Genomic DNA, 25,873 nt, shown 5'->3' on the forward strand with positions numbered 1-25,873 from the left:
CTACTCTGACCCGGTGACCTCCCCGGACGCCGTCGCGGCCGCCACCGCGCGCCTGGCGACCGCCCTGGAGAGCCGCGTCCCGTGCCCGCCGGTGCGCGACCTGATCGGCACCGACGACCTCCCCGCGGCGTACGCCGTGCAGCAGGGGCTGGTGCGCCGGCGCCTGGACGGCGGGGCCACCGTGGTGGGCCGCAAGATCGGCGCGACGTCGAAGGCGGTGCAGGACCAGCTCGGCGTCGACCAGCCGGACTTCGGCTACCTGCTCTCCGACATGGACGTCTCCGGGCAGTCGCCGATCTCCATGCGACCCCTGCTGCAGCCGCGGGTCGAGGGCGAGGTGGCCTTCCGGCTCGGCGCCGACCTCGACCTGGCCGAGCCCACCCTCGACGAGGTGCGGGCCGCGGTCGAGGTGGCGCTGCCGGCCCTGGAGATCGTGGACTCGCGCATCGAGGCGTGGGACATCACCTTCACCGACACGGTGGCCGACAACGCCTCGAGCGGGCTGTTCGTGGTCGGCACCGACGGCCGCTCCCTGGACGAGCTGTCGCCGGTCGACGTCACGATGTCGCTCACCGTCAACGGCGAGGAGCGGTCCTCGGGCACCGGCGCGGCCTGCCTCGGTGACCCGCTCGAGGCGCTGCGCTGGCTGGCCGTGCAGTGCCACCGCTTCGGCGACCCGCTGCGCGCCGGCCAGGTCGTGCTGTCCGGGGCGCTGGGGCCGTTCGTGCCGTTCTCGTCCGGCGACGAGGTCGTCGCCTCCATCAGCGGCTTCGCGCCGCTCGCCGTCAGCTTCGAGGAGCAGGGATGAAGAGGACCGCCGCCATCGTCGGGCCGGGCAACATCGGCACCGACCTGATGTACAAGCTGCTGCGCTCCGAGGTCATCGAGCCGCGCTGGATGATCGGCGTGGACCCGACCTCCGAGGGGCTGAGGCTGGCGGCCGAGCAGGGCCTGGAGGCGTCGTACGAGGGCGTGGACTGGCTGCTCGAGCAGGACGAGCTGCCGGACCTGATCTTCGAGGCCACGTCGGCGTACGTCCACCGGGACTACGCCCCGCGCTACGAGGAGGCCGGCATCCGCGCGGTCGACCTCACCCCGGCCGCGGTCGGCCCGGCCGTCATCCCGCCCGTCAACGGGGACGAGCACCTGGGCGCGCTCAACGTCAACATGATCACCTGCGGCGGCCAGGCCACGATCCCCGTCGTCGCGGCGGTCTCGCGCGTCGCGCCGGTGTCGTACGCCGAGATCGTGGCCTCGGTCGCGTCGGTCTCCGCCGGCCCCGGGACGCGCGCCAACATCGACGAGTTCACCCGGACGACGGCCGCCGGCGTGGAGAGCATCGGCGGCGCCGAGCGGGGCAAGGCGATCATCATCCTCAACCCCGCCGACCCCCCGATGATCATGCGCGACACCATCTTCTGCGCGGTGCCGCCCGATGCCGACCGCGACGCCATCGTGGCCTCGGTCTTCGCCATGGAGCGGGCGGTCCAGGAGTACGTGCCCGGCTACCGGCTGCTCCAGGAGCCCCAGCTCGACGAGCCGTCCGCGGCCACCCAGGGGGCCCTCAAGGTCTCGGTGTTCGTGGAGGTGGAGGGCGCCGGCGACTACCTGCCGCCGTACTCCGGCAACCTGGACATCATGACCGCCGCCGCGACGCGGGTCGGCGAGTCGATGGCCTCCACCACGGCGGCGAGCCGGTGAGGCACGAGCGCGACGACCTCGCCCGCACCTGGTCCGGCACCCACGGCACCGAGCCGTGGGGCGCGCTCGACCTGCGCCTGACCGACACCTGCCTGCGCGACGGCTCGCACCACAAGCGGCACCAGTTCACCGCGCAGGAGTGCCACGACATCGTCGAGGCCCTCGACCTGGCCGGCGTACCCGTGATCGAGGTGACCCACGGCGACGGCCTCGGCGGCTCGTCGTTCAACTACGGCTTCTCCAGGACCTGGGAGCAGGAGCTCATCAAGATCGCGGCCGAGACCGCGACGCGCGCCAAGATCGCCTTCCTCATGCTCCCCGGCGTCGGCACCAAGGACGACATCCGCGCCGCGCAGGACAACGGCGGCCAGATCTGCCGGATCGCCACGCACTGCACCGAGGCCGACGTCTCGGTCCAGCACTTCGGGCTCGCGCGCGAGCTCGGGCTGGAGACCGTCGGCTTCCTCATGATGAGCCACACCCAGCCGCCCGAGGTGCTGGCCCGGCAGGCGCGGGTCATGGTCGACGCGGGCTGCCAGTGCGTGTACGTCGTGGACTCGGCCGGCGCGCTCATCATGGAGCAGACCGCCGACCGTGTCGCCGCCCTGGTCGCGGAGATCGGCGACCAGGCCGACGTCGGCTTCCACGGCCACGAGAACCTCGGCCTCGGAGTCGCCAACACCATCATCGCCGCTCGCGCCGGCGCCACCCAGATCGACGGCAGCGTCCGCCGCTTCGGCGCCGGCGCCGGCAACACCCCGCTCGAGGCCTTCGTCGGCGTCTGCGACAAGCTCGGGTGGACCACCGGCGTGGACTTCCTGCGGGTCGTCGACGCCTCGGAGGACGTCATCAAGCCGGCCATGCCCGAGGAGTGCCAGCTGGACCGGATGACGCTGATGATGGGCTACGCCGGCGTCTACAGCTCCTTCCTCAAGCACGCCGGCAACGCCGCCGAGCGCTACGGCGTCAGCGGCGCCCAGATCCTGTTCGAGGCCGGCCGCCGCAAGCTCATCGGCGGCCAGGAGGACCAGCTCATCGACATCGCGCTGATGCTCCGGGCCGAGGCCGACAAGGCGGCCGCGAACTCCTAGCGGGCCGGACCAGCGTGGTCGCAGTCGCTGCGGCAGCCCACACGGTGCGGGAGGCGCCGTGCCAGGTCAGGAGCCGGGAGGGCGCGGCGCCTCAGTAGAGCGGCTCGGGCACGGAGCCGTGGAAGTGCCGCAGCCGCCAGTCGGCCTCGCGGCCGGGCCGGCGCACGGCCAGCGCGCTGAGCCGGAACGGCTCACTGAGGGCGGCGCCGACGCCGGTGCGGCCGATGACCGTGAACAGCACCCGGTCGTCGGACTCCTCGAGCACGATGACGGTGTCCCACGACCAGACCGGGGTGTGCTCGGCGGCGAGCACACCGGCGGCGTACGTCTGGAGCTCGTCGACGCCGAGGTTGGTGGAGTTGGTGCCGAAGACGACGGGGTCGTCGCTGAAGACGGACACGAGCCGGTCGAGGTCGCGGTCGGTGACCGCCGCCTGGAGCTCCTGGAGCAGCGCGCGGGCCTCGTCCTCGGCGGTCACGGGGAGGATCGTCACACACCGGGTGGCGGATGCGACGCAATGCGGTGGCGCCTGTCGGTGGTGGTTGGCAGGGTCGCGGTCATGGACGATCCCAAGGCGACCCTGATCGAGTACCTCCAGTCCGCGCGCGACGCCGTGGTGTGGAAGGTCGAGGGCCTCAGCGAGCACGACGCCCGCCGGCCCCTCACGCCGACCGGCACCAACCTGCTCGGTCTGGTCAAGCACCTCGCCAGCGTCGAGCTCGGCTACTTCGGCGACACCTTCGGGCGGCCCAGCGGCATCGCGCTGCCCTGGCACGACGACGACGCCGACCCCAACGACGACCTGTTCCTCACCGCCGGGGAGAGCCGGGAGTGGGCGCTCGACCTCTACCGCACGGCCTGGGCGCACGCCGCGGTCACCTTCGAGCAGTGCGACCTCGACACCGTCGGCCACGTGCCGTGGTGGCCCGAGGGTGACGACGAGGTGACGCTGCACCGGATCCTGGTGCACATGGCCACCGAGACGCACCGGCACGCGGGTCACGCCGACATCGTGCGCGAGCTGGTCGACGGCGCCGCCGGACGGAACGCGAGCGACCCCAACATGGACGACGGCTACGACTGGCCGGCCCACGTCGCGAAGGTGGAGCGGGAGGCCCGCGCCGCAGAGGGCTGACCGGGGCCGGGGCCCGCTCTCGACCACGTACTAGAACGTGTTCTAGTATGGAGGGGCACCAACACGGAGGAGAGAGCGATGTCCCAGGCTGCGACTCAGTCAGTGCTCGACGGGGTCCGAGACCTGCTCCCGACCTTCCGCGACCGGGCCGACGAGGCCGAGCGGCTGCGGGTCGTCCCGGAGTCGTCGGTCAAGGAACTGGAGGAGACCGGGTTCTTCCGGCTGCTCCAGCCGCGGCGCTTCGACGGGCTGGAGGCGGACCCGGTCGACTTCTACACCGCGGTCCGGGACGTCGCGAGCGCGTGCGGCTCGACCGGCTGGGTCTCCAGCGTGGTCGGGGTGCACCCGTGGCAGGTGGCGCTGTTCGCCGACGAGGCGCAGCAGGCGGTGTGGGGCGAGGACACCGCGACCCGGCTGAGCTCGTCGTACGCCCCGACCGGCAAGGCCACCGTGACCGACGGCGGCTACCGGCTGTCGGGCAAGTGGAGCTTCAGCTCCGGCTGCGACCACTGCCAGTGGGTGCTGCTGGGCGGGCTGGTCTTCAACGAGGACGGCAACGTCGTCGACTTCAAGACCTTCATGCTGCCGCGCAAGGACTACGCGATCCTCGACGTCTGGCACATGGTCGGGCTCTCCGGCACCGGCTCCAACGACATCCTGGTCGAGGACGTGTTCGTGCCCGAGGCGTTCACCCTCAGCATGGGCGAGACCGGCCAGTGCCGGGGCCCGGGTCAGGCGCAGAACCCCTCCGACCTCTACAAGCTGCCGTTCCACTCGATCTTCACCGGCACCATCACCACCCCGATCATCGGCATCGCCATGGGCGCCTACGACGACCACGTGGCCATGCAGCAGCAGCGCACGCGCGCGGCGTACCTCGGGGAGAAGGCGTCGCTCGACCCGTTCTCGGCGGTCCGGATCGCCAGGGCGAGCAGCGAGATCGACGCGGCCTGGGCGCTGCTGGTCAACAACATCCGCGAGGAGCAGGAGTACGTCGCCAAGGGCGAGCGGATCCCCCTCAAGACGCGGCTCAAGGTCCGCCGCGACCAGGTCATCGGCTCCCAGCGCGCGATCGACGCGATCGACTCCCTCTTCGAGGCCTCGGGCGGTCGGGCGCTGGCCGAGGGCACCCCGCTGCAGCGGGCCTGGCGCGACGCGCACGCCGGTCGGGTGCACGCGGCCAACGACCCCGAGCGCGCGCTGCAGATGTACGGCGCCCACGAGTTCGGCCACAAGATCGACCCGGGGATGTACTGAGGTGGAGGAGCCCCTCCGGCAGCACAGCGCGAAGGCGGGCGACCTCACGCTCGCCTACTACGACGAGGGCGCGTCCCGCCCCGAGGTCGGCGCGGGGCTGCCGCTGGTGCTGCTGCACGGCGGCGGCCCGGGGGCGTCGTCCAGGTCGAACTTCGAGCCGGCCATCCCGCGCTTCGCCACGTCGTTCCGCACCCTCGCCGTGGACATGCCGGGCTTCGGGGGCTCGGACAAGCCGTCGGTGGTCGGCAACTACTTCCGCTTCGCCGCCGACCACGTCGTGCGGCTGCTCGATGAGCTCGGCATCGAGAGGGTCCACCTGCTCGGCAACAGCCTGGGCGGCGGCACCGCCACCCGCCTCACCCTCGAGCACCCCGACCGCGTCGGCCGGCTGGTGCTCATGGGGCCGGGCGGGCTGTCGTACAACCTCTTCCACGCCGACCCCACCGAGGGCGTGCGCCGACTCACCGAGTTCAACCTCGAGCCCTCGCGTGAGGCGCTCCGCGCGTTCATCTCCACCATGGTCGTCGACCAGAGGCTGGTGACCGACGAGCTCGTGGAGATGCGCTACGCCGACGCCACCGCGCCCGGCGCGCGCGAGGCGATGGTCTCGATGGGCATGTCGTTCTTCGACCCGGCCACCGCCGAGGACGGGATGCTCTGGCGCGAGGCGCACCGGATCAAGCACCACACCCTGCTCACCTGGGGCCGCGAGGACCGGGTCAACCCGCTCGACGGCGCGCTGGTCGCGCTCAAGTCGATCAAGCGGGCCCGGCTGCACGTGTTCCCCAACTGCGGGCACTGGGCGCAGATCGAGGCGGCCGAGGAGTTCGCCGAGGTGACCACGGCGTTCCTGGCCGCGCACCGGGAGCGGTCATGATCGACATCAAGTCCATGGGCTACGTCCGCGTGGCGTCGACCGACCTCGAGCAGTGGGAGCTGTTCGCGGGCAAGGTGCTCGGCCTGGCCCGCGGGCGCGGGCCGTCGCCGGACCACCAGTACTGGCGCATCGACGAGGTCTCCTCCCGGTTGGTCGTCTTCCCCTCCGACGTCGACCAGCTCGACTGCGTCGGCTGGGAGCTGGCCGACCACGCCGCGCTCCAGGAGGCGCGCGAGCACCTCGAGAAGGCGGGGATCGCGGTCGAGGAGGGCACCCGCGAGGAGCTCGACGAGCGCCGGGTCCAGGAGCTCCTGCGGTTCCGCGACCCCTTCGACAACGTCTTCGAGCTGTTCCACGGCATCACCTACGAGGCCCGGCCCGTCGTGACGCCGTACGCCGCCCGCTTCGTCACCGGCGACCAGGGCATGGGCCACGTCGTGCTGCCGGTGACCGACGACGTGGAGGCGCTGCGGTTCTACCGCGACGACCTCGGCTTCCGGCTGCGCGACTCGATGTCGATGCCGGGGGAGTTCGTGGGCAAGGAGCCCGGCACCAAGGTCTGGCTGCGCTTCCTCGGCGTGAACCCGCGCCACCACTCGCTGGCGTTCCTGCCGATGCCCAACCCGGCCAAGTGCGTCCACATCATGCTGGAGGTCTCCGCGCTCGACGACGTGGGTCGCGCGCTGGAGCGGGTCCGCAAGCACCAGGTGCCGCTCTCGGCCACGCTCGGGCGGCACATGAACGACGAGATGGTCTCGTTCTACGTGAAGTCCCCGGCCGGCTTCGACGTCGAGTTCGGCACCGACGGCCTCACCGTGGACGACCGGCAGTGGGTCGCCCGCGAGTCGACCGCCGTCTCCTACTGGGGTCACGACTTCGGCGGCGGGTCGTAGGACCTACCGTGGGCACCGTGAGCGATCGGCACCGCGTCCCGCACGGTGAGGTCCCCGAGGGGATGCGGCCGGACGCCCGCGAGACCTGGCCGAGCCACGACCTCATCGAGTCCTGGCTGGGCGATGCGATGTACGACGTGCAGCTGCGCGCCGGCGAGGACGTGCTCGTCGAGGCGGACGACCCCGAGGCCGTCGCCGCCGCCCGCCGCTTCCGCGACGTGCTCGGCCGCTTCGCCTCCGGCGTCACCGTCGTCACCTCCATCTCCGGCGGCGCCCCGGTCGGCCTGACCTGCCAGTCGTTCTCGAGCGTCTCGCTCAACCCGCCGCTGGTCCTGTTCATCCCGGCCAAGACGTCCCGCGCGTGGCCGGCCATCCAGCGCTCGGGCCAGTTCTGCGTCAACTTCCTCGCCGCCGACCAGTCCTGGCTCTCCAACCAGATGGCCTCCAAGGGCGCCGACAAGTTCGCCGGCGTCACCTGGACCCCCGCGCCCGGCACCGGCTCCCCGCTCATCCAGGACACGCTCGCCTACGTCGACTGCCGCATCCACCAGGTCATCGAGGCCGGCGACCACCACATCGTCATCGGCCGCGTCCTCGACCTCGGCCTTCCCGCCGACGACAGCGGCATCGACTGGCCGCTGTTGTTCTACCGGGGCCAGTACGCCACCACCGACGCCGAGAACGCCTGACGGCGTCGCCGCCGCCGGCCCTGCCGTCCTGGCCCGACGACGACGTGGTGGTCGCCCGGCTCGGCGCGGGTCCGGCGGCACGCGCTCGCTCACGGCGGACCAGGGCCTGACCTGGGCAGCGCCGCGGGGTGTCCCTAGTCCAGCGCGGCGCGGATCTCGTCGTCGCTGGCCCCGAGGGCCCGGGCGTGCGCGAGGTAGGTCGCCGCGAGCTCGCGCACCCGCGCGCGGCGGGCGGCCTCGGGCAGGCGTCGCGCCTGGTCCGTGACCCGGGTGCCGCCGCCCCGGCGTGAGGTCAGCACGCCGGCCGCCTCCAGCTCGCGGTAGGTGCGGGCCACGGTGCCGACCGCGAGCCCCAGGTCGCCGGCCAGCTGCCGCAGGGGCGGCAGCCGGTCACCCGGGGCCAGGGCGCCCGTGCCCACCAGGTCGAGCAGCTGGCGGCGCAGCTGCTCGTACGGCGGGGTGGGGTCGGCCGGGTCGACGCTCAGCCTCACCCGCGGGGTCCCCGCCCGAGGTAGAGCCGGCCGAGGAGCCCGGCGACGCTGCCCAGCGACACGAGCGCGACCACGAGCAGGACGGCACCGACCGGGTGCGCCCAGCCGGGCGCGCAGGCCTCGGACAGTCCGGTCATGGCCGAGCCGGCGGTGGCGGCCAGACCGGCCAGCGGGAAGCCGAGCGCGACGCCGGTCGCGGCCACGACGACGTCGAGCGAGTCGCGCCGCAGCCGGTCGTCGCCCGCCTCGGTGTCGGCCATCCCGCGCGGTCGGTCGACCACCCGGCGCGCCGCGAGCGTCGCGGTGCCCAGGACGACCAGCAGCGCGATCGCGAGCGGACCGGTGTAGAACGCTCCCGGGTACGGCGAGCGCCGTTCACCCAGGCCTCCGGCCGAGCAGGCGAGCGCCCGCGCGTGGCCGAGGTCGTCGGTGCTCGCGGTCAGCGTGGTCAGCACCATGAGCGCGACCAGCAGGACCGCCTGGGTCGCGACCAGCCAGGCGGTCCACGGCAGGTGGTCGCGGACCCGCCGCGGCCGCAGCGACGCCGTGCGCGGCCCGGCCGGTGGGCGCGGCCGGATCACGGTCTCGCCGACCGCCGTGCCGGCCAGCACGCAGAGGCCGAGCACCGCCAGGGCCAGCATCTGGCCCCGTCCCAGGTCGCCCACTCGCCAGGTGAACGCCGCGAGCACCGTGCCGACGGCCAGGGCCAGCACCCGGACGGCGAGGACCTGCTGCCAGGCGCGCGCGGCCGGGGCGGTCTCCCCGCCGGGGCCGCCGAGGGCCACGACCACGGCGTGGGTCGCGCGGTAGAGCACCAGCACCACCAGGGCGCCGGCGCCGAGCGCGAACACCGCCAACTCGACGATCCCGATCCCGAACACACCCGCTCCTTGTGCCAAGGTCCTGACACAACGGATCCTGCGACCCCACCCGCCTTGTGTCAAGCACCTGCCACAAGGTCAGCGCGCGGTTGCACCCACCGACCGTCAGGCGAGCCCAGGAGGAGCGGGGACGTTCACCGTCGGCGTCGCGCCACCGGCTCGGGCGATGACCGCCACCGAGGGCAGGTCGGTCGGGTTGGACTCGCGGTGCACGGTGAAGGCCGGCACGTGCACGAAGTCGCCGGCCTCGGCGTCGACGTGGCCGTCGAAGCCCTCGAACTCCAGGCGGAGCACGCCCTGCACGACGTACAGGCTGGTCTCGTTGCGGTCGTGGTGGTGCCACCCGCTGAGGGCGCCGGGCTGGGTGGTGACGCGCCCGGACCACAGGATCGGCAGCTCGAAGGCGCGCTCGCGGTGCATGCCGGGGGTCGGGTCGGCGGCCTCGAGCTCGTCGAAGCGCACGACGCGGACCGGTACGACGGGATCGCTCACCCGCCCAGGGTGGCAGACGGGCGGGCCGGGCGTCGCGGCCACCAGAACCGGTCGCCCAGGCGCAGGGCCAGGGCGGGCACGAGCACGGTCCGCACCACCAGGGTGTCGAGCAGGACGCCGATGCAGATGATGGTGCCGAGCTGGGCCAGCACGACCAGCGGCAGCACGCCGAGCACCGCGAACACGGCGGCCAGCAGGATGCCGGCGCTGGTGATGACCCCGCCGGTGGCGGCGAGCGCGCGCAGCATGCCCTCCCGGCTGCCGTGCTCGACGGCCTCCTCGCGCGCCCGCGTGACGAGGAAGATGTTGTAGTCCACGCCGAGGGCGACGAGGAACAGGAAGGCCAGCAGGGGTACGCCGACGTCGAGCGCGTCGAAGCCGAGCACGCCGGTGAACACCCACCACGAGACGCCCAGGCTGGCCGCGAACGTCGCGAGCACCGTGGCCACGAGCAGCAGCGGCGCGACCAGCGAGCGGAGCAGGAGCACCAGCGCGACGAGGACCAGGCCGAGGATGAGCGGCAGGATCACCAGCTCGTCGCGCTGGGCGCCGTCGCGCTCGTCGATGGTCTCCGCCTCGGTGCCGCCCACGTGGGTGTCGTCGAAGCCGGCCAGGTCCGAGCGGAGGGTGCGCACGTCGTCGGCGGCCGCGCTCGAGCCGGGGTCGGCGTCCAGGACGGCGTCGATCTGGGTGGTGCCGTCGCCCTGGGCGGTGATGCGCGCGCTGTCCACCACCGACGAGCCCTCGACGGCGGCCAGGACCTGCTGGCCGTCGGCGCGGGTCAGCACCTGGGTGGGGTCGGAGGTGCCGGCCGGGAAGGACTGGGCCAGCCGCTCGGAGGCGGCGATCGCCTCGGGCTCGTCCAGGAACTGGTCGGCGTTGTCGAGGCCGGTGCGGATGCCGAGCAGACCGGAGCCCAGCGCGACGACGAGGAGCAGCGTGCCGGCGATGAACGCCGACGGCCGGGCGGCCACCCGGTCGCCCACCCGCCGCCACAGCGAGCGGGTCTCGACGATGGACACCTCGCCCTCGCGCGGCACCCGCGGCCAGAAGACCCAGCGCCCGAACAGCACCAGCGCCGCCGGCAGCACGACCAGGACGAAGGTCGCGGCCACCACGACGCCGACGGCGCAGGCCAGGCCCAGCCCCCGCGTGGTCGGCACGAGCGAGAGCAGCAGGGTGAGCAGGCCGAGCACGACGGTGGTCGCGCTGGCCAGCACGGCCTCGGCGGTGCGGCGTACGGCGAGCGCCATCGCCTCGTGCCGCGACGCGTGGCGGCGCAGCTCGTCGCGGTAGCGCGAGATGAGCAGCAGCGCGTAGTCGGTGCCGGCGCCGAAGACCAGCACCGAGAGGATGCCGACCGTCGACTCGTCCCACGCGGTGCCGGTCAGGGCCAGCACGTGCGTGGCCAGCACGGCCGAGAGCCGGTCGGCGGCGCCGACCACGACCAGCGGGACGATCCACAGCAGCGGGCTGCGGTAGGTCAGCACCAGCAGCAGCGCGACCACGCCGGCGGTGACGAGGAGCAGCCGGGTGTTGGCGCCGTCGAAGACCGCGGCCAGGTCGGCCTGGACCGCGGCGGGTCCGGTGACCTGCGCGGTCACCCCGTCCGGGGCGCCGCGGTCGAGATCGGTGCGCAGCGCGTCGACCCGATCGGCGTTCTGGGTGGCCGACGTGGCCTCGACCGGCACGACGGCCAGCGCCGCGGTGCCGTCCTGCGCCGGGACCAGGGCGACGTCCTGGCCGAGCCCCGTCGCCTGCTGCTGGAGCGCACCCAGCTGTGCCTGGCTCAGCGCGCCCTCGTCGGCGGTCCAGAGCACGATCGCCACCGAGGCGTCGTCGGCGGGCAGCCGGTCCCGCAGCTGCGCGGCGAGGGTGCTGTCGGCACCCCTCGGCAACGCGTCGGTGGACCTCGCGTCGTGCTCGGCCTCGCCCAGCAGCCCGATGAGGGCGCCGGCGAACAGCAGGGGGAGGAGGGCGACCAACCACGCCGTACGACGTCCGGTGAGCACCGGGACCATGCCAGACTCCTGGGTTGAGCGAGTAGGATCGCTAAGCAACTTAGCAACCAAGTGGGTGAGACAAAAGTGGCCCAGACCGGCGACGTGTCCGGCGGCCGGATCCCGTCCGGAGCGACTCTCGCGCTGCGCGACCTCGTCGGCGCAGGACTGCGGCTGCGGCACGCCGTGTCCCGCCGGGCCGGGCTGTCGGAGACAGAGATGACCACGCTGGACCACCTGAGCCGCGCGCCGATGGGGCCGGCCGAGGTGGCGCGGCTGCTCGAGGTATCCACCGCCGCGTCCACCGGGATCGTGGACCGGCTGGTCGAGCGCGGTCACGCCGAGCGGCGCCCGCACGCCGACGACCGCCGGCGGGTCGAGGTGCACCTCACCGAGTCAGGGCAGCGCGAGATCCTCGGTCACCTGGCGCCGATGTTCGCCGGCCTCGCCGAGCTCGACGCCTCGTTCACCGCGGACGAGCTGGCCGTGGTGGAGCGCTACCTGCGCCGGGCCGCCGGCGCCTTCGAGGCGGTCACGCACCCGCCGGCGCAGTCCCCGCCAGCGCGATGAGCCGGCGGTGCACGTGGGGTGCGCCGTAGAGCTGACCGAGCGCGTGGGCGCGCTTGAACACCCGCTGGGCGTCGTGCTCCCACGTGATGGCGATGCCGCCGTGCAGCTGCACGGTCTCGGCCGCCACCCGGCTCAGCGCGTCGGAGCAGTAGGACTTGGCCACGTGCGCGAGCCGCTCGGCGTCGGGCGTGTCGTGCGCGACGGCGTACGCCGCGGCCCAGGCGGCCGAGCGGGACATCTCGACCAGGACGTGCAGGTCGGCCATCCGGTGCTTGAGGGCCTGGAAGGAGCCGATCGGCCGCCCGAACTGCACCCGCTCCCGGCTGTAGGCCACCGTCATCTCGAGTGCCCGGGAGGCCAGCCCGACCGACAGCGCGGCGACGCCGACGGCGCCGACCAGGTCGGCCCGCGCCCGGGCCGCGCCCGCGTCGCCGATCTCGCGACCGCCCGCCTCCGGCACGACGCCGAGGTGGAGGGTCTGGTCCATCGACGCCAGCGCCCGGCCCGGTCCGTCGGCCAGCAGCAGCGCGTCGCCGGCCACCAGCAGCACCGCGGCCCGGTCGGCCCAGAGGGCGGGCTCGCCCGGCACCGCGAAGGCCGCGAGCTCGCCCGCCGCGATCCGGGGCAGCAGCTCCGCCCGGGCCTCGTCGGTGCCGCCGGCCAGCAGGGCCTCGGCCGCCACCACCGAGGCCAGCAGCGGCGACGGCACGAGTGAGCGCCCGACCTCCTCGAGCACGAGCGCCGCCTCGACCAGGGAGGCCCCCGCGCCGTCGTGCTCCTCGGGGACCGCGAGCGCGGCCACGCCCACCTCCTCGCTGAGCGCCCGCCAGAGCTCGTCCTCGCCGGCGTCGGCCCGCTTGTCGAGCAGCGCGCGGACGGTGTTCGCGAGGGCCTGCTGCTCCTCGGAGAGCGCGAAGTCCATCAGACCGCCCCGTCCGTCAGCGCCTCGAGCAGCCGCTGCCGGTGCACCGCGGGCGTGCCCCACGCCGTGAGGAGCGCGCGGATCTTGGTCAGCCACAGCGACAGGTCGAGCTCGGCGGTGTAGCCGATGGCGCCGTGGACCTGGAGCCCGGTGCGCGCGGAGCGGTACGCCGCGTCGCCCGCGGCGACCTTGGCCGCCGAGGTCGGCACCTCGCCGAGGGCCGCGCCGAGGACCAGCGGGCGGGCGAAGTCCAGGGCGATCCGCACGTCGGCCAGCGCGTGCTTGACGGCCTGGTAGGACCCGATCGGTCGGCCGAACTGCCGGCGCTGCTTCACGTAGGCCACCGAGTCGGCCAGCACGCGCTCGCCGGCCCCGAGCAGCTGCGCGGAGACCGCGAGCACGGCGCGGTCGAACGCGGCCTCGTCGACCGCCTCGGTGGCCTCGACCTGGAACAGCCGTCGTGTCCGGTCGACGGACACCTGCGGCGCACCCAGCCCCGGGAGGCCGGCGGCGTCGGCGTCCAGGGCCAGCGGCACGTGGGGCGGCACGGCGACCGTGCCGATGCCGTCCTCGCGGCCGAGGTAGGCCACCGACTCCACCCAGGGCCCCGGCACGGCGTGGAAGCCGAGCCGCTCGAAGGCGACGGCGAGGAAGACCGGCGCGTCGGCCACCGAGGTCACGCCGAGCTCGGCCAGCCGCGCCCACAGCGCGAGCCCGGGCTCGTGGTCGCCGTCGGCCCAGGCGCGGGCGACCGCCGGGGTGCCGGCCGCGCCGAGCAGCGCGTCGAGCGAGGCGGCGAAGTCGCGGTGCTCGGCGTCGAGCTCGAACCTCATCCCCGGGCCTCCCTCGGCAGCCCGAGGATGCGCTCGGCGACGATGTTGCGCTGGATCTCGTTGGTGCCGGCGTAGATCGGGCCGGACAGCGCGAAGGTGTAGCCGTCCAGCCACGACGACGCCAGCTCGGCCCCGGGGCCGAGGAGGTCCAGGGCCGCCTCGTGCAGCGCGATGTCGAGCTCGGACCAGAAGATCTTGTTGACCGAGCCGGCCGCGCCCAGGTCGCCGCCGGCGGCGAGCCGGGTCACCGTGCCCCAGGTGTAGAGCCGGTAGGCCTGGGCGCCCAGCCACGCGTCGACGACCCGGTCGGCGACGCGCTCGTCGGGGCGCTCGGCGTACAGCGCGAGCAGGCGGTCGGCCGCGGCGCAGAACCGGCCGGGGGAGCGCAGCGACAGGCCGCGCTCGTTGCCGGCCGTCGACATCGCCACGCGCCAGCCGTCGCCCGGTGCGCCGAGGACGTCGGCGTCGGGGACGAAGACGTCCTCGAAGAACAGCTCGGCGAACCCGGCCTCGCCGTCCAGCTGCGCGATCGGGCGCACGGTCACGCCGTCGGCGTCGAGCGGGAACAGGAAGTAGGTGAGCCCGCGGTGCCGCTCGGCCTCGGGGTCGGAGCGGAACAGCCCGAAGCCCCAGTGCGCGAACGCCGCGCGCGAGGACCAGGTCTTCTGTCCGTTGAGGACCCAGCCGCCGCGCTCGTCGTCGCGCCGGGCGGTGGACCGCAGCGAGGCCAGGTCGGAGCCGGCCTCGGGCTCGGACCAGGCCTGGGCCCAGATCCGCTCACCCGTCGCCATCGACGGCAGGAACCGGTCGCGCTGCTCCGGGGTGCCGTGGTCGAACAGGATCGGGGCCAGCAGGAAGATGCCGTTCTGCGACACCCGGCCGGGGGCGCCGGCGCGGTGGTACTCCTCCTCGAAGACCACCCACTCGACCAGCGAGGCGTCGCGGCCGTGGTACTCCTCGGGCCACGACACCACCGACCAGCGGGCCTCGGCGAGCCGGGCCTCCCACTCCTGGTGGCGCGCGAAGCCGTCGGCGGTGTCCATGGACGGCAGCGGCTCGGCCGGCACGTGCGCGGCCAGCCAGGCGCGCACCTCGGCCTGGAACGCGCGCTCATCGGCGCTCAGCTCAAGGTCCACGGCGCAGCTCCGCCTTCAGCACCTTGCCGGACAGGTTGCGGGGGAGCGCGTCGACCCGCTCGACCAGGCGCGGCACCTTGAAGTTGGCCAGTCGCTCGCGCGCGAAGGCCACGACGTCCTCCGGGGTCACGTCGCCGACGACGAAGGCCTTGCCGACCTCGCCGAGCCGCTCGTCGGGGACACCGACGACCGCGACGTCGGCGACGCCGTCCATGCGCAGCAGGGCCTGCTCGACCTCGGCCGGGTAGACGTTGAAGCCGCCGGAGATGTACATGTCCTTGAGCCGGTCGGTGATGCGCAGGTTGCCGTCGTCGTCGAGGGAGCCGATGTCGCCGGTGTGCAGCCAGCCGTCCGCGTCGATGGCCTCGCGGGTGGCCTCGGGGTCGTCGAGGTAGCCGAGCATGACGTGCTCGCCGCGGACCAGCAGCTCGCCGTTGTCCGCGATGCGCATCTGCATGCCGGGGATGGCGCGCCCGTTGGTGGTGGCCACGGTCTCGGCCGAGTCGCCCTCGCGGCACATGCTCACCACGACGGCCTCGGTCATCCCGAAGGCCGTGACGACCTGGTCGATGCCCAGCTCGTCGCGCATCCGCTCGATGAGGACGACGGGTACGACGGCCGCACCGGTCACTGCCAGCCGCAGGCTCGACAGGTCGTGCTCGGCGCGGTCGGGTGCCGCGAGGATCGACTGGTAGAGCGTCGGCGCGCCCGGGAACACCGTGATCCGCTCGGCCTCGATGAGCCGCATGGTCGCGCCGACGTCGAAGGTGGCCACGGGGTAGAGCGTGCAGCCGGTGAGCAGCCCGACCACGATGCCGACCTTGTAGCCGAAGGAGTGGAAGAACGGGTTGACCGCCAGGTAGCGGTCGTCCTGCCGCACGCCGCCCAGCTCGGCCCAGGCGCGGGCCACCCCGATGGTCTGGCGGTGCGCGCTCATCGCGCCCTTGGAGCGGCCCGTCGTGCCCGAGGTGAAGAGGATGTCGGCCACGTCGTCGGGTCCGACGTCCGCGTGGCGCAGGCCCTCGCCGCCCCGTGCGGTCGCGACGAGGTCGGCCAGCGTGACGACGTCGGCGCTCAGGCCGGCGTCGGCCAGCTCGCGCCGCTGGTCGCGCCCCAGGAACCCGTCGTGCACGACGACCAGCGCGGCGTGGGTCCGCTCGGCGACGTCGGCGACCTCGGGGCCGACGTAGCGGCTGTTGACCGGCACGAGCACCCCGCCGGCGTACGACACGGCGAGCGCGGCGACGGCCCAGTCGATGCTGTTCGGGCCCCAGAGCACCACCCGGTCGCCACAGCGCACGCCGCGGGCGACGTAGGCCTCGCTGGTCCTCTCCACGAGGTCGAGGAGCTCGGCGTAGGAGATCTCGCGGTCGCCCTCGACGTAGGCCGCGTGGTCGCCGAACCGCTCCGCGGCCTCGCGGAGCAGGGAGGGGAGCGTCTGCGACAAACCAAGCATTTGCTTGGTAGCGTAGCGCACGTGGACCTGATCGAGTCGGCGGAGGACCGGGCCTTCCGGGCCGAGGTCCGCGGCTGGCTCGAGGAGCACCTGACCGGTGAGTTCGCCGCCCTCCGTGGGCTGGGCGGCCCGGGCCAGGACCACGAGGCGTTCGAGGGCCGGCTGGCCTGGAACCGGCACCTGGCCGAGCACGGCTGGACCGGGATCGGCTGGCCGCGCGAGCACGGCGGGCGCGGCCTGTCGCTGTGGCAGCAGGTGGTCTTCCACGAGGAGTACGCCCGCTCCGGAGCGCCCGCGCGGGTCAACCACCTGGGCGAGGAGCTGCTCGGCCCGACCCTGATGGCCTTCGGCACGCCGGAGCAGCAGGAGCGGTTCCTGCCGCCGATCCTGGCCGCCGAGGAGCTGTGGGCGCAGGGCTACTCCGAGCCGGGGGCCGGCTCGGACCTGGCCAACGTCTCGACGCGGGCGACGCTCGAGGGCGACACCTGGGTGCTGGACGGGCAGAAGGTCTGGACGTCCAACGCCCACCTCAGCGACTGGCTGTTCGTGCTGGCCCGCAGCGAGCCCGGCTCGCAGCGCCACCGGGGCCTGTCCTTCCTGCTGGTGCCGATCGAGCAGGAGGGCGTGGACGTGCGCCCGATCGAGCAGCTGACCGGCGGCTCGGAGTTCAACGAGGTCTTCCTCACCGGTGCCCGGACGCCGGCCTCGCACGTGGTCGGCGCGCCCGGAGACGGGTGGCGGGTGGCGATGGCGCTGCTCGGCTTCGAGCGCGGGGTCTCGGTGCTGGGCCAGGTCATCGGCTTCGCGCGCGAGCTCGAGGCCGTGGTCGACCTGGCCGGGTCCACCGGCGCGGTCGAGGACCCGGTGCTGCGCGACCGGCTGGCCGGGCTGGCCGTCGAGCTCGAGGTGATGCGCTGGCAGGCGCTGCGCGGGCTGTCGGGTGCGACCCCGGGTGGGGACTCGGTCTTCAAGCTGGTGTGGGCGGGCTGGCACAAGCGCCTCGGCGAGGTGGCCATGGACGTGCGGGGTCTGGACGGGCTGGTGGCCCGGCCCGCGACCGAGGACTCGGCGTACGAGCTGGACGAGCTGCAGCGGCTGTTCCTGTTCTCGCGCGCGGACACCATCTACGGCGGGAGCGACGAGGTGCAGCGGACCATCCTGGCCGAGCGGGTGCTCGGCCTGCCCCGGGAGCCCAAGGGGGCGCAGCGGTGAGCGCCCCCGTCTACGTCGCGGGCCACGACCTGCTCGCCGACCGGGTCGTCGTGGTGACCGCCGCGGCCGGCGCCGGGATCGGCGCGGCCGTCGTGCGCCGCGCGCTCGAGGAGGGCGCGCGGGCCGTGGTCTTCAGCGACACCCACGAGCGACGGCTGGCCGAGGCCGAGGCCGCGCTGGCCGAGGAGTTCGGCGCCGACCGGGTCCGCCAGCTGGTGTGCGACGTGACCGACGAGGCCCAGGTGCAGGCGCTGCTCGACGCGGCCGACGAGGTCGGCGGCGTGGACGTGATGGTCAACAACGCCGGCTTGGGCGGCACCGCCTCGGTGCTGGAGATGACCGACGAGCAGTGGGGCCGGGTCCTCGACATCACGCTGACCGGGACGTTCCGGTGCGTGCGCGCGGCCGGGCAGCGCTTCGTGGCGGCCGGCAAGCCCGGCGTCATCGTCAACAACGCCTCGGTCATCGGCTGGCGGGCGCAGGAGGGGCAGGCGCACTACGCCGCGGCCAAGGCCGGGGTGATGGCGCTGACCCGGAGCGCGGCCAAGGACCTCGCGCCGTACGGCATCCGCGTCAACGCGGTCTCGCCGTCGCTGGTCATGCACCCGTTCCTGGCCCGGGTGACCTCCGACGAGCTGCTCGAGGAGCTGACCGCGCGCGAGGCGTTCGGGCGCTCGGCCGAGCCGTGGGAGGTGGCCAACGTGATGGTGTTCCTGGCCAGCGACTACTCCTCGTACATGACCGGCGAGGTCGTCGCCGTGTCGAGTCAGCAAGCATGAGCACGTGACCGCCGAGCCGACACCCACCCGCCGCGAGGAGCTCCTGCGCATCGCCGCGCGCCTGTTCGCCGAGAAGGGGTTCCGCAACACGACCGTGCGCGACATCGCCGACGCGGCCGGGATCCTCAGCGGCAGCCTCTACCACCACTTCGACTCCAAGGAGTCGATGGTCGACGAGATCCTGTCGACGTTCCAGGAGGAGCTGTTCGGCCAGTACGACGAGATCCTGGCCAGCGACGACGACCCGCGGGCCCGCCTCGAGCGCGCGGTGCTCGTCTCCTTCGACGCCATCGACCGGCACCACGACGAGGTGGCGATCTTCCAGAACGACGCGGCGTACCTGCTGACCTTCGACCGCTTCGCCTACCTCGGCGAGCGCAACCGGCAGTCGCGCGAGGTGTGGATGACGCTGCTGCGCTCCGGCGTCGACGCGGGTGTGCTCCGCGACGACCTGGACCTCGAGCTGACCTACCGCTTCATCCGCGACACGGTCTGGGTCGCGGTGAGCTGGTACCGCCCCGGCGGGCGGCGCACGCACACCGAGATCGCGCAGCAGTACCTCTCCATCCTCCTCGAAGGGATCGAACGTGGCTGAGATGACGCAGCCCCTCATCGTCGACGCCGGCGTCGACATCGCCAACGGGAGCCTCCATGCCTGAGGCCTTCATCGTCGACGCCGTCCGCACCCCGGTCGGCAAGCGCGGCGGCGCGCTAGCCGGCGTGCACTCCGCCGACCTCGCCGCCCACAGCATCGCTGCGCTCGTCGAGCGCACCGGTGTCGACCCCGGCGCCGTCGACGACGTCATCCTCGGCTGCTGCGACACCATCGGCTCCCAGGCCGGCGACGTCGCCCGCACCGCCTGGCTCGTCGCCGGCCTGCCCGACCACGTTCCGGGCGTGACCATCGACCGCCAGTGCGGCTCGTCCCAGCAGGCCGTGCACTTCGCCGCCCAGGGCGTCATGTCCGGCACCCAGGACCTCGTCGTCGCCGGCGGCGTGCAGAACATGTCCGCCATCCCCATCAGCGCCGCGATGGTCGTCGGTCAGCAGTACGGCTTCTCCACCCCGTTCGCCGAGTCACCCGGCTGGCTCGAGCGGTACGGCGACCAGGAGGTCTCGCAGTTCCGCTCGGCCGAGATGATCGCCGAGAGGTGGGACCTCTCGCGCTCGGACCTCGAGGCCTACGCCCTGGCCTCGCACGAGCGCGCGCGGGCCGCGATCGCCGAGGGGCGCTTCGACCGCGAGGTGGTCCCGGTCGACCTGCCCGACGGCACCAGCTTCGCGGTCGACCAGTGCCCCCGGGACACGTCGCTGGAGAAGATGGCCGCCCTGGAGCCCCTGGCTCCCGGTGGCCGGATCACCGCCGCCGTGGCCTCGCAGATCTGCGACGCGTCCTCCGCCCTGCTCGTCGCCTCCGAGGCCGCGCTGACGACGTACGACCTGACCCCGCGCGCCCGCGTCGTGCACCTCTCCGTCACCGGTGACGACCCCGTCTGGATGCTCACCGGCCCCATCCGCGCCACCCACCGCGCGCTCGAGAGGGCCGGCCTCACCGTCGACGACATCGACCTCTTCGAGTGCAACGAGGCCTTCGCCTCCGTCGTGCTCGCCTGGATGGCCGAGACCGGCGCGCCCCACGAGAAGGTCAACGTCAACGGGGGCGGCATCGCGCTCGGCCACCCCATCGGCGCCACCGGCACCCGCATCATGGCCACGCTGCTCAACGAGCTCGAGCGGACCGGGGGCCGTTACGGACTGCAGACGATGTGCGAGGGCGGCGGACAGGCGAACGTGACGATCATCGAGCGCCTCTGAGCCCTCCGGTGCTCACCCGCCCGTGCGCCAGCTGAAGTGCCGCACGCGGTCCTCGGCGCCGCCGAGCGCGCGGTAGAACTGCAGGGCCTCGAGGTCGCGGGCGTCGGCGGGGACGTAGACCTCGGCGATGCCGACGTGGCGGGCGGCGCTGAGGACCGTCTCGAGGAGCAGCCGGCCGATGCCCTGGCGCTGGCGGTCGGTGGCGACGGCGAGGTCGTAGACCATCAGCTCGTGTCCGGCCTCGCGGGTGCGGGGGAGCAGGTGGGCGGTGAGACCGCCCTGGACACGGGAGTCCTCGATGGCGGCGTAGGCCCAGAAGCCGTCGTCGGCGAGCAGGGCGTCGAGGTGCTCGTCGGGGAGCCGGGCGTGGTCCTCGCCGAAGACCTCGGCCATCAGCCGGAACGTCGCGCGGGCGGCGGGGCGGTCCAGGTGGCGCAGCCGTCGGGCGTGCAGCGACGGCGAGAGGTGGGCGGGGGAGGACACGGCAAAAGGACAGCAGGTGTGCCGGGCGGTCAGGAGCACTTTTGCAGAACTTCGCACTGCACATTTCTGCAGAAGTCGGCCGTTGACCGCGGCGAGCGGCCAGGAGGAAGGTCAGCGCTTGGACCTTCTCGGGCGGTCCGTCACCCGAGCAGAGCCACGCCTGATCCAGGCACTCCCCACTCACGGCTCGACCGAGCCCGTCCAAAGGAGATTCTCGGGTGAGAAGGCTCATCTACGGGGGCGCGTCGTTCGCCCTCGCCGCGGCGATGACCGCCCTGGTGCCCACCGGCGCCGGCGCGGTCGGGGCCACGGCCGCACCGCACGCCACGGCGACCAAGGTGACGACGAAGGCGGCAGCGACGCCGAGCGGCAAGGTGGCGGCCGCCACCAGCGCCGCCCGGCTGGTCTCCGCGAAGCCGGAGGTCCTCCACGCCTCCCGGCACGACCGGTTCAAGGCCGGCAAGGTGCTGACCTCGCTGGGTCTGCAGTACGTCCCCTACCAGCGCACCTACCGCGGCCTGCCCGTGGTCGGCGGCGACTTCGTGGTCTCCACCGACGACCGCGGCCGCGTGGTGGCCACGAGCGTGGCGCAGACCCGCCCGACCAGGCTGCGGAGCACGAAGGCCACGGTGGCCAAGCAGGCGGCGCGGGCCAAGAGCCTGCAGCGCGTGCGCGACGGGAAGCTCGGCCGGACCCGGCTCGTCGTCCTCCAGCGCGGCACCTCGAAGCTGGCCTGGGAGACCTGGGTGACCGGCACGAAGAAGGGCCAGCCGTCCCGGCTGACGGTGTACGTCGACGCGCGGACCGGCCGCGTGCTGACGACCAAGGAGCACGTGCTCGCCGGCACCGGCACCGGTGCGTGGGAGGGCAACGTCACCATCCCGACCAGCGGCTCGGGCTCGTCGTACTCCATGACCAACAGCAACGCGACGACGCTCAAGTGCCAGAACGCCAGCGGCAACGCCACGTTCACCGGCACCGACGACGTGTGGGGCAACGGCGACGCGACCAACCGCGAGACCGGCTGCGTGGACGCGTTCTACTCCGCGGAGAAGGAGCGCCAGATGCTGTCGTCGTGGCTCGGCCGCAACGGCATGAACGGCTCGGGCGGCTGGGTGCCGATCCGCGTCGGCCTCAACGACGTCAACGCCTACTACGACGGCACCCAGGTGCAGGTCGGCCACACCCAGAGCGGTGGCAAGTGGATCGGCTCCATCGACGTGGTGGCGCACGAGTTCGGCCACGGCGTGGACGACAAGACCCCCGGTGGCATCTCCGGCGGCGGCACCCAGGAGTTCGTCGCGGACACGTTCGGGGCGGCGACCGAGTGGTACGCCAACAACCCGGCCGACGTGCCCGACTTCACCGTGGGCGAGGAGGTCAACCTGGTCGGCCAGGGCCCGATCCGGGTGATGTACAACCCCTCGGCCGTCGGTGACGCCAACTGCTACAGCTCCTCGACGCCCGGCTCCGAGGTGCACTCGGCGGCGGGCCCGGGCAACCACTGGTACTACCTGCTCGCCGAGGGCTCGAACCCGAGTGACGGCCAGCCGACCAGCCCGACCTGCAACGGCTCCTCGGTGAGCGGCATCGGCATCCAGAAGGCGCAGCAGGTCATGTACAACGCGATGCTGCTCAAGACCAGCTCGTCGTCCTACCTGAAGTACCGCACCTGGACGCTGACCGCGGCGAAGAACCTCTTCCCGGGCAGCTGCACCGAGTTCAACGCGGTCAAGGCGGCGTGGGACGCGGTCTCGGTGCCGGCGCAGTCGGCCGACCCGACCTGCTCGGCCACCGGCGGTGTGAGCGTCACCAACCCGGGCAGCAAGAGCGGCACGGTCGGCACGGCGATCAGCAGCTTCACGCTGGCGGCCAGCGGCGGCACCGCGCCGTACACCTGGACCGGCACCGGCCTCCCGCCGGGCGTCTCGGTCTCCTCCGGCGGCACCGTCTCCGGTACGCCGACCACGGCCGGCACCTACAACGCCACCGTCACCGCGACCGCGGCCGGCGGGGGCTCGGGCTCGGCCACGTTCACCTTCACCGTCTCCGGTGGTGGCGGTGGCGGCTGCACCTCGCCCGGCCAGAAGCTCGGCAACCCCGGCTTCGAGACCGGGTCGGCCACACCGTGGTCCGCGTCCTCGGGCGTGGTGGACAACTCCGCGCAGCAGGCGGCCCACGCCGGCTCGTGGAAGGCGTGGCTGGACGGCTACGGCAGCACCCACACCGACACGCTGAGCCAGTCGGTCACCATCCCGGCCGGCTGCACCGCGACGCTGTCGTTCTGGCTGCACGTCGACACCGCCGAGACCACCACCTCGACGGCCTACGACAAGCTGACCGTCAAGGCGGGCAGCACCACGCTGGCGACGTACTCGAACCTCAACAAGGGCTCGGGCTACACCCAGAAGTCGATCAACGTCTCCTCGCTCGCGGGGCAGACGGTGACGATCAGCTTCACCGGCACCGAGGACAGCTCGCTGCAGACGTCGTTCGTGATCGACGACACGGCGCTGACGGTCGGCTGACCTGACGCTGACCTGACGCTGGCCTGACGAACAGCAGAGGCCGCCACTCCTCGGGGGTGGCGGCCTCTGTGCGTCTGCGCGACTAGGAGAGCGAGTCCAGCGTGGCCATGTCCTCGTCGCTCAGCTCGAAGTCGCCGACGTCGGCGTTGGAGCGGATCCGGTCCTCGTTGACCGACTTGGGGATGGCCACGAACTGGTGCTGCAGGTGCCAGCGGATGATCACCTGGGCGGGGGTGCGGCCGAGCCGCTCGGCGATCGCGGCGATGTCGGGGTCGGTCAGCGTGCCGCCCCGCAGCGCGCTGTAGCCCTCGAGCACGACCTCACGTGAGCGGTGGGCCTCGGCCACGCGGGCGTCGTACTTCAGCGGGCTCCACTCGATCTGGTTGACCGCCGGCTTGGCCCCGACCGCCGCGGTGACCTCGTCGAGCAGGTCGGCGTCGAAGTTGCTGACGCCGATCTCGCGGGCCAGCCCGGCCTCCTGGGCCTCGGCGAAGGCCCGCCACACCGCCACGTTGTCGTCGCCGGGCCAGTGGATGAGCCACAGGTCGACGTGGTCGGTCTGGAGCGCGTCCAGGCTCTCGCGCAGGGTGTCGAGCTCCCGTCCGATGCGGTTGGGCGGGCACTTGGTGGTGAGGAAGACGTCGTCGCGGGCCACGCCGCTCTCGGCCAGCGCGCGGCCGACCTCACTCTCGTTGCCGTAGACGGTGGCGGTGTCCAGGTGCCGGTAGCCGGCCTCGAGCGCGGCCGCGGTCGAGCGGACGGCGTCCTTGCCCTTGATCTGCCAGGTGCCGAAGCCGAGCAGCGGCATCTCGGCGCCGTGGGGGAGGGACAGGGTCTCGGTGGGGAGGTGCAGGTCCATTCCCCGAGCCTAGGCACGGCCCCCCGCATTTGCTTAGCCAAGGTCAAGTATCGTCGGGGAGTGACCGCGACCGAGTCCTCCCGACCGGCGCGGGCGCACCGGGTCGACGCCGACCACCCGCACTACCGGTGGGTCGCGCTGTCCAACACGACGCTCGGGATGCTGCTGGCCACCATCAACAGCTCGATCGTGCTCATCTCGCTGCCGGCGATCTTCCGCGGCATCCACCTCGACCCGCTCGAGCCCGGCAACGTCAGCTACCTGCTGTGGATGATCATGGGCTTCCTGGTCGTCTCGGCCGTCCTGGTCGTCCTGCTCGGTCGCCTGGGCGACATCTACGGCCGGGTGCGGATGTACAACCTCGGCTTCCTGGTCTTCGCCCTCAGCTCGGTGCTGCTCTCGGTCGACCCGTTCGACCAGGGCGCGGGCGCGATGTGGCTGATCGTGCTGCGCGTCGTGCAGGGCGTCGGCGGCGCGATGATCTTCGCCAACTCCGCGGCGATCCTCACCGACGCGTTCCCGGCCCACCAGCGCGGCATGGCGCTGGGGATCAACAACGTCGCCGCGGTGGCGGGGTCCTTCCTCGGCCTGGTCATCGGCGGGCTGGTCGCGGAGTGGGACTGGCGCGCCGTGTTCTGGATCAGCGTGCCGATCGCGATCGCCGGGACGGTGTGGGGCTACCGCTCGCTGCACGAGCTGGGCTCCCGGCGCACGTCGTCGATGGACTGGTGGGGCAACCTGACCTTCGCGGTGGGGCTGACCGCGCTGCTGGTCGCGATCACCTACGGCATCCAGCCCTACGGCGACCACGCCACCGGCTGGACCAACCCGTGGGTCGTGGCCGGCCTGGTGGGCGGGATCGGGCTGCTGATCGCGTTCGTGCTCGTCGAGCAGCGGGTCGAGGACCCGATGTTCTCCATGCACCTGTTCGCGATCCGGCCGTTCGCGGCCGGCAACCTGGCCAGCCTGCTCGCGGCCACCTCCCGCGGCGGCCTGCAGTTCATGCTGATCATCTGGCTGCAGGGCATCTGGCTGCCGCTGCACGGCTACGACTACGAGTCCACGCCCCTGTGGGCCGGCATCTACCTGCTGCCGCTCACCGTCGGCTTCCTGGTGGCCGGGCCGGTCGCGGGCCGGCTGTCCGACCGGTACGGCGCGCGGCTGTTCGCCACCGTCGGGTTGGTGCTGGTGGCCGGCACGTTCATCGGCTTCCTGCTCATCCCGGTGGACTTCGACTACTGGGTGTTCGCGCTGCTGCTCCTGGTCAACGGGCTCGCCTCCGGGCTGTTCGCCGCGCCCAACGCCACGATGATCATGAACAGCGTCCCCGCCGACCAGCGCGGTGCCGCGTCCGGCATGCGCGGGACCTTCATGAACTCCGGCAGCGCGCTGTCCATCGGCCTGTTCTTCTCGCTCATGGTGGCCGGCCTGGCCAGCAGCCTGCCCGGCTCCCTGCGCTCGGGGCTGACCGCGCAGGGCGTGCCGAGCGACGTGGCGGGTCAGGTCGCCGACCTGCCGCCGGTGGGCTCGCTGTTCGCCTCCTTCCTGGGCTACAACCCCATCCAGACCCTGCTCGAGCCGACCGGCACGCTGGACTCGCTGTCCGCCGACCACGCGACCACGCTGACGGGGAAGACGTTCTTCCCCCAGCTCATCTCCGGGCCGTTCCACGACGGGCTGGTCGTGGTCTTCCTCGCCGCCGCGGTCATGAGCCTCATCGCGGCGGCGGCCTCCGCCCTCGGCGGCGCCAAGTACGTGCACCAGGAGGACTGA

26 protein-coding genes are annotated in these 25,873 nt (G+C 73.0%); 15 read left to right on the forward strand and 11 right to left on the reverse strand.

Annotated features, from left to right (window positions below):
- Window positions 1-13: 13 nt before the first annotated feature.
- From G5V58_RS09735 to dmpG, 3 genes are read left to right on the forward strand one after another with little or no spacing between them, the layout of a single operon-like run.
- Window positions 14-808, forward strand: coding sequence for a 2-keto-4-pentenoate hydratase (locus G5V58_RS09735; protein ID WP_329957562.1), 795 nt, complete (start codon window positions 14-16; stop codon window positions 806-808).
- Window positions 805-1,701, forward strand: a complete 897-nt coding sequence (locus tag G5V58_RS09740) for an acetaldehyde dehydrogenase (acetylating) (protein WP_165231665.1) — start codon at window positions 805-807, stop codon at window positions 1,699-1,701. The genes G5V58_RS09735 and G5V58_RS09740 overlap by 4 nt, the downstream gene beginning before the upstream one ends.
- Entirely contained in the window at window positions 1,698-2,792 is a 1,095-nt protein-coding gene (gene dmpG / locus G5V58_RS09745) for a 4-hydroxy-2-oxovalerate aldolase (RefSeq protein ID WP_165231668.1), read from the forward strand. The genes G5V58_RS09740 and dmpG overlap by 4 nt, the downstream gene beginning before the upstream one ends.
- Window positions 2,793-2,883: 91 nt before the next feature.
- Here dmpG and G5V58_RS09750 read toward each other — a convergent pair whose 3' ends face one another.
- Window positions 2,884-3,270 (reverse strand): nuclear transport factor 2 family protein, encoded by a 387-nt coding sequence (locus G5V58_RS09750; RefSeq protein ID WP_165231671.1) that lies wholly within the window; start codon window positions 3,268-3,270, stop codon window positions 2,884-2,886.
- Window positions 3,271-3,351: 81 nt separating this feature from the next.
- Between G5V58_RS09750 and G5V58_RS09755 the strand changes: the two genes are divergently transcribed.
- The 5 genes from G5V58_RS09755 to G5V58_RS09775 all read left to right on the forward strand — a co-directional run bounded on the left by G5V58_RS09755 (window position 3,352) and on the right by G5V58_RS09775 (window position 7,643).
- Window positions 3,352-3,927: a DinB family protein gene (locus G5V58_RS09755; RefSeq protein WP_165231674.1), complete on the forward strand. Its 576-nt coding sequence runs from the start codon at window positions 3,352-3,354 to the stop codon at window positions 3,925-3,927.
- A gap of 78 nt (window positions 3,928-4,005) precedes the next feature.
- Window positions 4,006-5,184, forward strand: a complete 1,179-nt coding sequence (hsaA, locus tag G5V58_RS09760) for a 3-hydroxy-9,10-secoandrosta-1,3,5(10)-triene-9,17-dione monooxygenase oxygenase subunit (protein WP_165231677.1) — start codon at window positions 4,006-4,008, stop codon at window positions 5,182-5,184.
- A gap of 1 nt (window position 5,185) precedes the next feature.
- On the forward strand, window positions 5,186-6,061 hold the full coding sequence (gene hsaD, locus G5V58_RS09765; RefSeq protein ID WP_165231680.1) for a 4,5:9,10-diseco-3-hydroxy-5,9,17-trioxoandrosta-1(10),2-diene-4-oate hydrolase: 876 nt from the start codon (window positions 5,186-5,188) through the stop codon (window positions 6,059-6,061).
- Window positions 6,058-6,954: an iron-dependent extradiol dioxygenase HsaC gene (hsaC, locus tag G5V58_RS09770; protein WP_165231683.1), complete on the forward strand. Its 897-nt coding sequence runs from the start codon at window positions 6,058-6,060 to the stop codon at window positions 6,952-6,954. Before hsaD ends, hsaC begins: the two co-directional genes overlap by 4 nt.
- 17 nt (window positions 6,955-6,971) lie before the next feature.
- Entirely contained in the window at window positions 6,972-7,643 is a 672-nt protein-coding gene (locus G5V58_RS09775; protein WP_230487234.1) for a flavin reductase family protein, read from the forward strand.
- A gap of 134 nt (window positions 7,644-7,777) precedes the next feature.
- Here the strand turns inward: G5V58_RS09775 and G5V58_RS09780 are convergent, their stop codons facing one another.
- From G5V58_RS09780 to G5V58_RS09795, 4 genes are all read right to left on the reverse strand, one after another.
- Window positions 7,778-8,134: a GntR family transcriptional regulator gene (locus G5V58_RS09780; RefSeq protein ID WP_165231685.1), complete on the reverse strand. Its 357-nt coding sequence runs from the start codon at window positions 8,132-8,134 to the stop codon at window positions 7,778-7,780.
- Window positions 8,131-9,015: a hypothetical protein gene (locus G5V58_RS09785; RefSeq protein WP_165231687.1), complete on the reverse strand. Its 885-nt coding sequence runs from the start codon at window positions 9,013-9,015 to the stop codon at window positions 8,131-8,133. The genes G5V58_RS09780 and G5V58_RS09785 overlap by 4 nt, the downstream gene beginning before the upstream one ends.
- 105 nt (window positions 9,016-9,120) lie before the next feature.
- Window positions 9,121-9,507, reverse strand: a complete 387-nt coding sequence (locus tag G5V58_RS09790; protein ID WP_230487235.1) for a cupin domain-containing protein — start codon at window positions 9,505-9,507, stop codon at window positions 9,121-9,123.
- Window positions 9,504-11,528: an MMPL family transporter gene (locus G5V58_RS09795; protein ID WP_165231689.1), complete on the reverse strand. Its 2,025-nt coding sequence runs from the start codon at window positions 11,526-11,528 to the stop codon at window positions 9,504-9,506. Before G5V58_RS09795 ends, G5V58_RS09790 begins: the two co-directional genes overlap by 4 nt.
- A 66-nt stretch (window positions 11,529-11,594) precedes the next feature.
- On the opposite strand from G5V58_RS09795, the gene G5V58_RS09800 reads away from it, so the two are divergent.
- The gene (locus G5V58_RS09800; RefSeq protein WP_230487236.1) at window positions 11,595-12,077 is read left to right on the forward strand and encodes a MarR family winged helix-turn-helix transcriptional regulator; all 483 of its coding nucleotides are present in this window, start codon (window positions 11,595-11,597) and stop codon (window positions 12,075-12,077) included.
- Here G5V58_RS09800 and G5V58_RS09805 read toward each other — a convergent pair.
- From G5V58_RS09805 to G5V58_RS09820, 4 genes are read right to left on the reverse strand one after another with little or no spacing between them, the layout of a single operon-like run.
- A complete protein-coding gene (locus G5V58_RS09805; RefSeq protein ID WP_165231691.1) occupies window positions 12,040-12,999 on the reverse strand; it encodes an acyl-CoA dehydrogenase family protein in 960 nt (319 codons plus the stop codon). The two genes, G5V58_RS09800 and G5V58_RS09805, sit on opposite strands and share 38 nt — an antisense overlap.
- On the reverse strand, window positions 12,999-13,832 hold the full coding sequence (locus tag G5V58_RS09810) for an acyl-CoA dehydrogenase family protein (protein ID WP_165231693.1): 834 nt from the start codon (window positions 13,830-13,832) through the stop codon (window positions 12,999-13,001). The genes G5V58_RS09805 and G5V58_RS09810 overlap by 1 nt, the downstream gene beginning before the upstream one ends.
- Window positions 13,829-14,968 carry an acyl-CoA dehydrogenase family protein gene (locus G5V58_RS09815; RefSeq protein ID WP_165231696.1) on the reverse strand — a complete coding sequence of 380 codons (1,140 nt, stop codon included), beginning with the start codon at window positions 14,966-14,968 and terminating at the stop codon, window positions 13,829-13,831. The genes G5V58_RS09810 and G5V58_RS09815 overlap by 4 nt, the downstream gene beginning before the upstream one ends.
- Entirely contained in the window at window positions 14,958-16,424 is a 1,467-nt protein-coding gene (locus G5V58_RS09820) for a FadD3 family acyl-CoA ligase (protein WP_165231699.1), read from the reverse strand. Before G5V58_RS09820 ends, G5V58_RS09815 begins: the two co-directional genes overlap by 11 nt.
- A 21-nt stretch (window positions 16,425-16,445) precedes the next feature.
- Between G5V58_RS09820 and G5V58_RS09825 the strand changes: the two genes are divergently transcribed.
- Genes G5V58_RS09825 through G5V58_RS09840 form a run of 4 tightly spaced genes read left to right on the forward strand, consistent with a single transcriptional unit; the run spans window position 16,446 to window position 20,230 of the window.
- Window positions 16,446-17,636: an acyl-CoA dehydrogenase family protein gene (locus G5V58_RS09825; protein ID WP_165231702.1), complete on the forward strand. Its 1,191-nt coding sequence runs from the start codon at window positions 16,446-16,448 to the stop codon at window positions 17,634-17,636.
- Window positions 17,633-18,415: an SDR family oxidoreductase gene (locus G5V58_RS09830; protein WP_165231705.1), complete on the forward strand. Its 783-nt coding sequence runs from the start codon at window positions 17,633-17,635 to the stop codon at window positions 18,413-18,415. The genes G5V58_RS09825 and G5V58_RS09830 overlap by 4 nt, the downstream gene beginning before the upstream one ends.
- 4 nt (window positions 18,416-18,419) lie before the next feature.
- Window positions 18,420-19,010 carry a TetR/AcrR family transcriptional regulator gene (locus G5V58_RS09835; RefSeq protein ID WP_165231708.1) on the forward strand — a complete coding sequence of 197 codons (591 nt, stop codon included), beginning with the start codon at window positions 18,420-18,422 and terminating at the stop codon, window positions 19,008-19,010.
- A 56-nt stretch (window positions 19,011-19,066) separates the two neighbouring features.
- Window positions 19,067-20,230 carry an acetyl-CoA C-acetyltransferase gene (locus tag G5V58_RS09840; RefSeq protein ID WP_165231711.1) on the forward strand — a complete coding sequence of 388 codons (1,164 nt, stop codon included), beginning with the start codon at window positions 19,067-19,069 and terminating at the stop codon, window positions 20,228-20,230.
- Window positions 20,231-20,242: 12 nt separating this feature from the next.
- Here the strand turns inward: G5V58_RS09840 and G5V58_RS09845 are convergent, their stop codons facing one another.
- Complete coding sequence (locus tag G5V58_RS09845) at window positions 20,243-20,713, reverse strand: GNAT family N-acetyltransferase (protein ID WP_165231714.1); 471 nt, start codon at window positions 20,711-20,713, stop codon at window positions 20,243-20,245.
- 218 nt (window positions 20,714-20,931) lie between these two features.
- Here G5V58_RS09845 and G5V58_RS09850 point away from each other — a divergent pair, with 218 nt between their 5' ends.
- Window positions 20,932-23,241, forward strand: coding sequence for a M4 family metallopeptidase (locus tag G5V58_RS09850; RefSeq protein ID WP_230487237.1), 2,310 nt, complete (start codon window positions 20,932-20,934; stop codon window positions 23,239-23,241).
- A gap of 82 nt (window positions 23,242-23,323) precedes the next feature.
- On the opposite strand, the gene G5V58_RS09855 is transcribed toward G5V58_RS09850, so the two are convergent.
- Complete coding sequence (locus G5V58_RS09855; RefSeq protein ID WP_230487238.1) at window positions 23,324-24,100, reverse strand: aldo/keto reductase; 777 nt, start codon at window positions 24,098-24,100, stop codon at window positions 23,324-23,326.
- 60 nt (window positions 24,101-24,160) lie between these two features.
- Here G5V58_RS09855 and G5V58_RS09860 point away from each other — a divergent pair, with 60 nt between their 5' ends.
- Window positions 24,161-25,873, forward strand: a complete 1,713-nt coding sequence (locus G5V58_RS09860) for an MFS transporter (protein WP_230487239.1) — start codon at window positions 24,161-24,163, stop codon at window positions 25,871-25,873.

Origin of the sequence: Nocardioides anomalus (genome assembly GCF_011046535.1) — a bacterium.
Taxonomy (GTDB): Bacteria; Actinomycetota; Actinomycetes; order Propionibacteriales; family Nocardioidaceae; genus Nocardioides; species Nocardioides anomalus.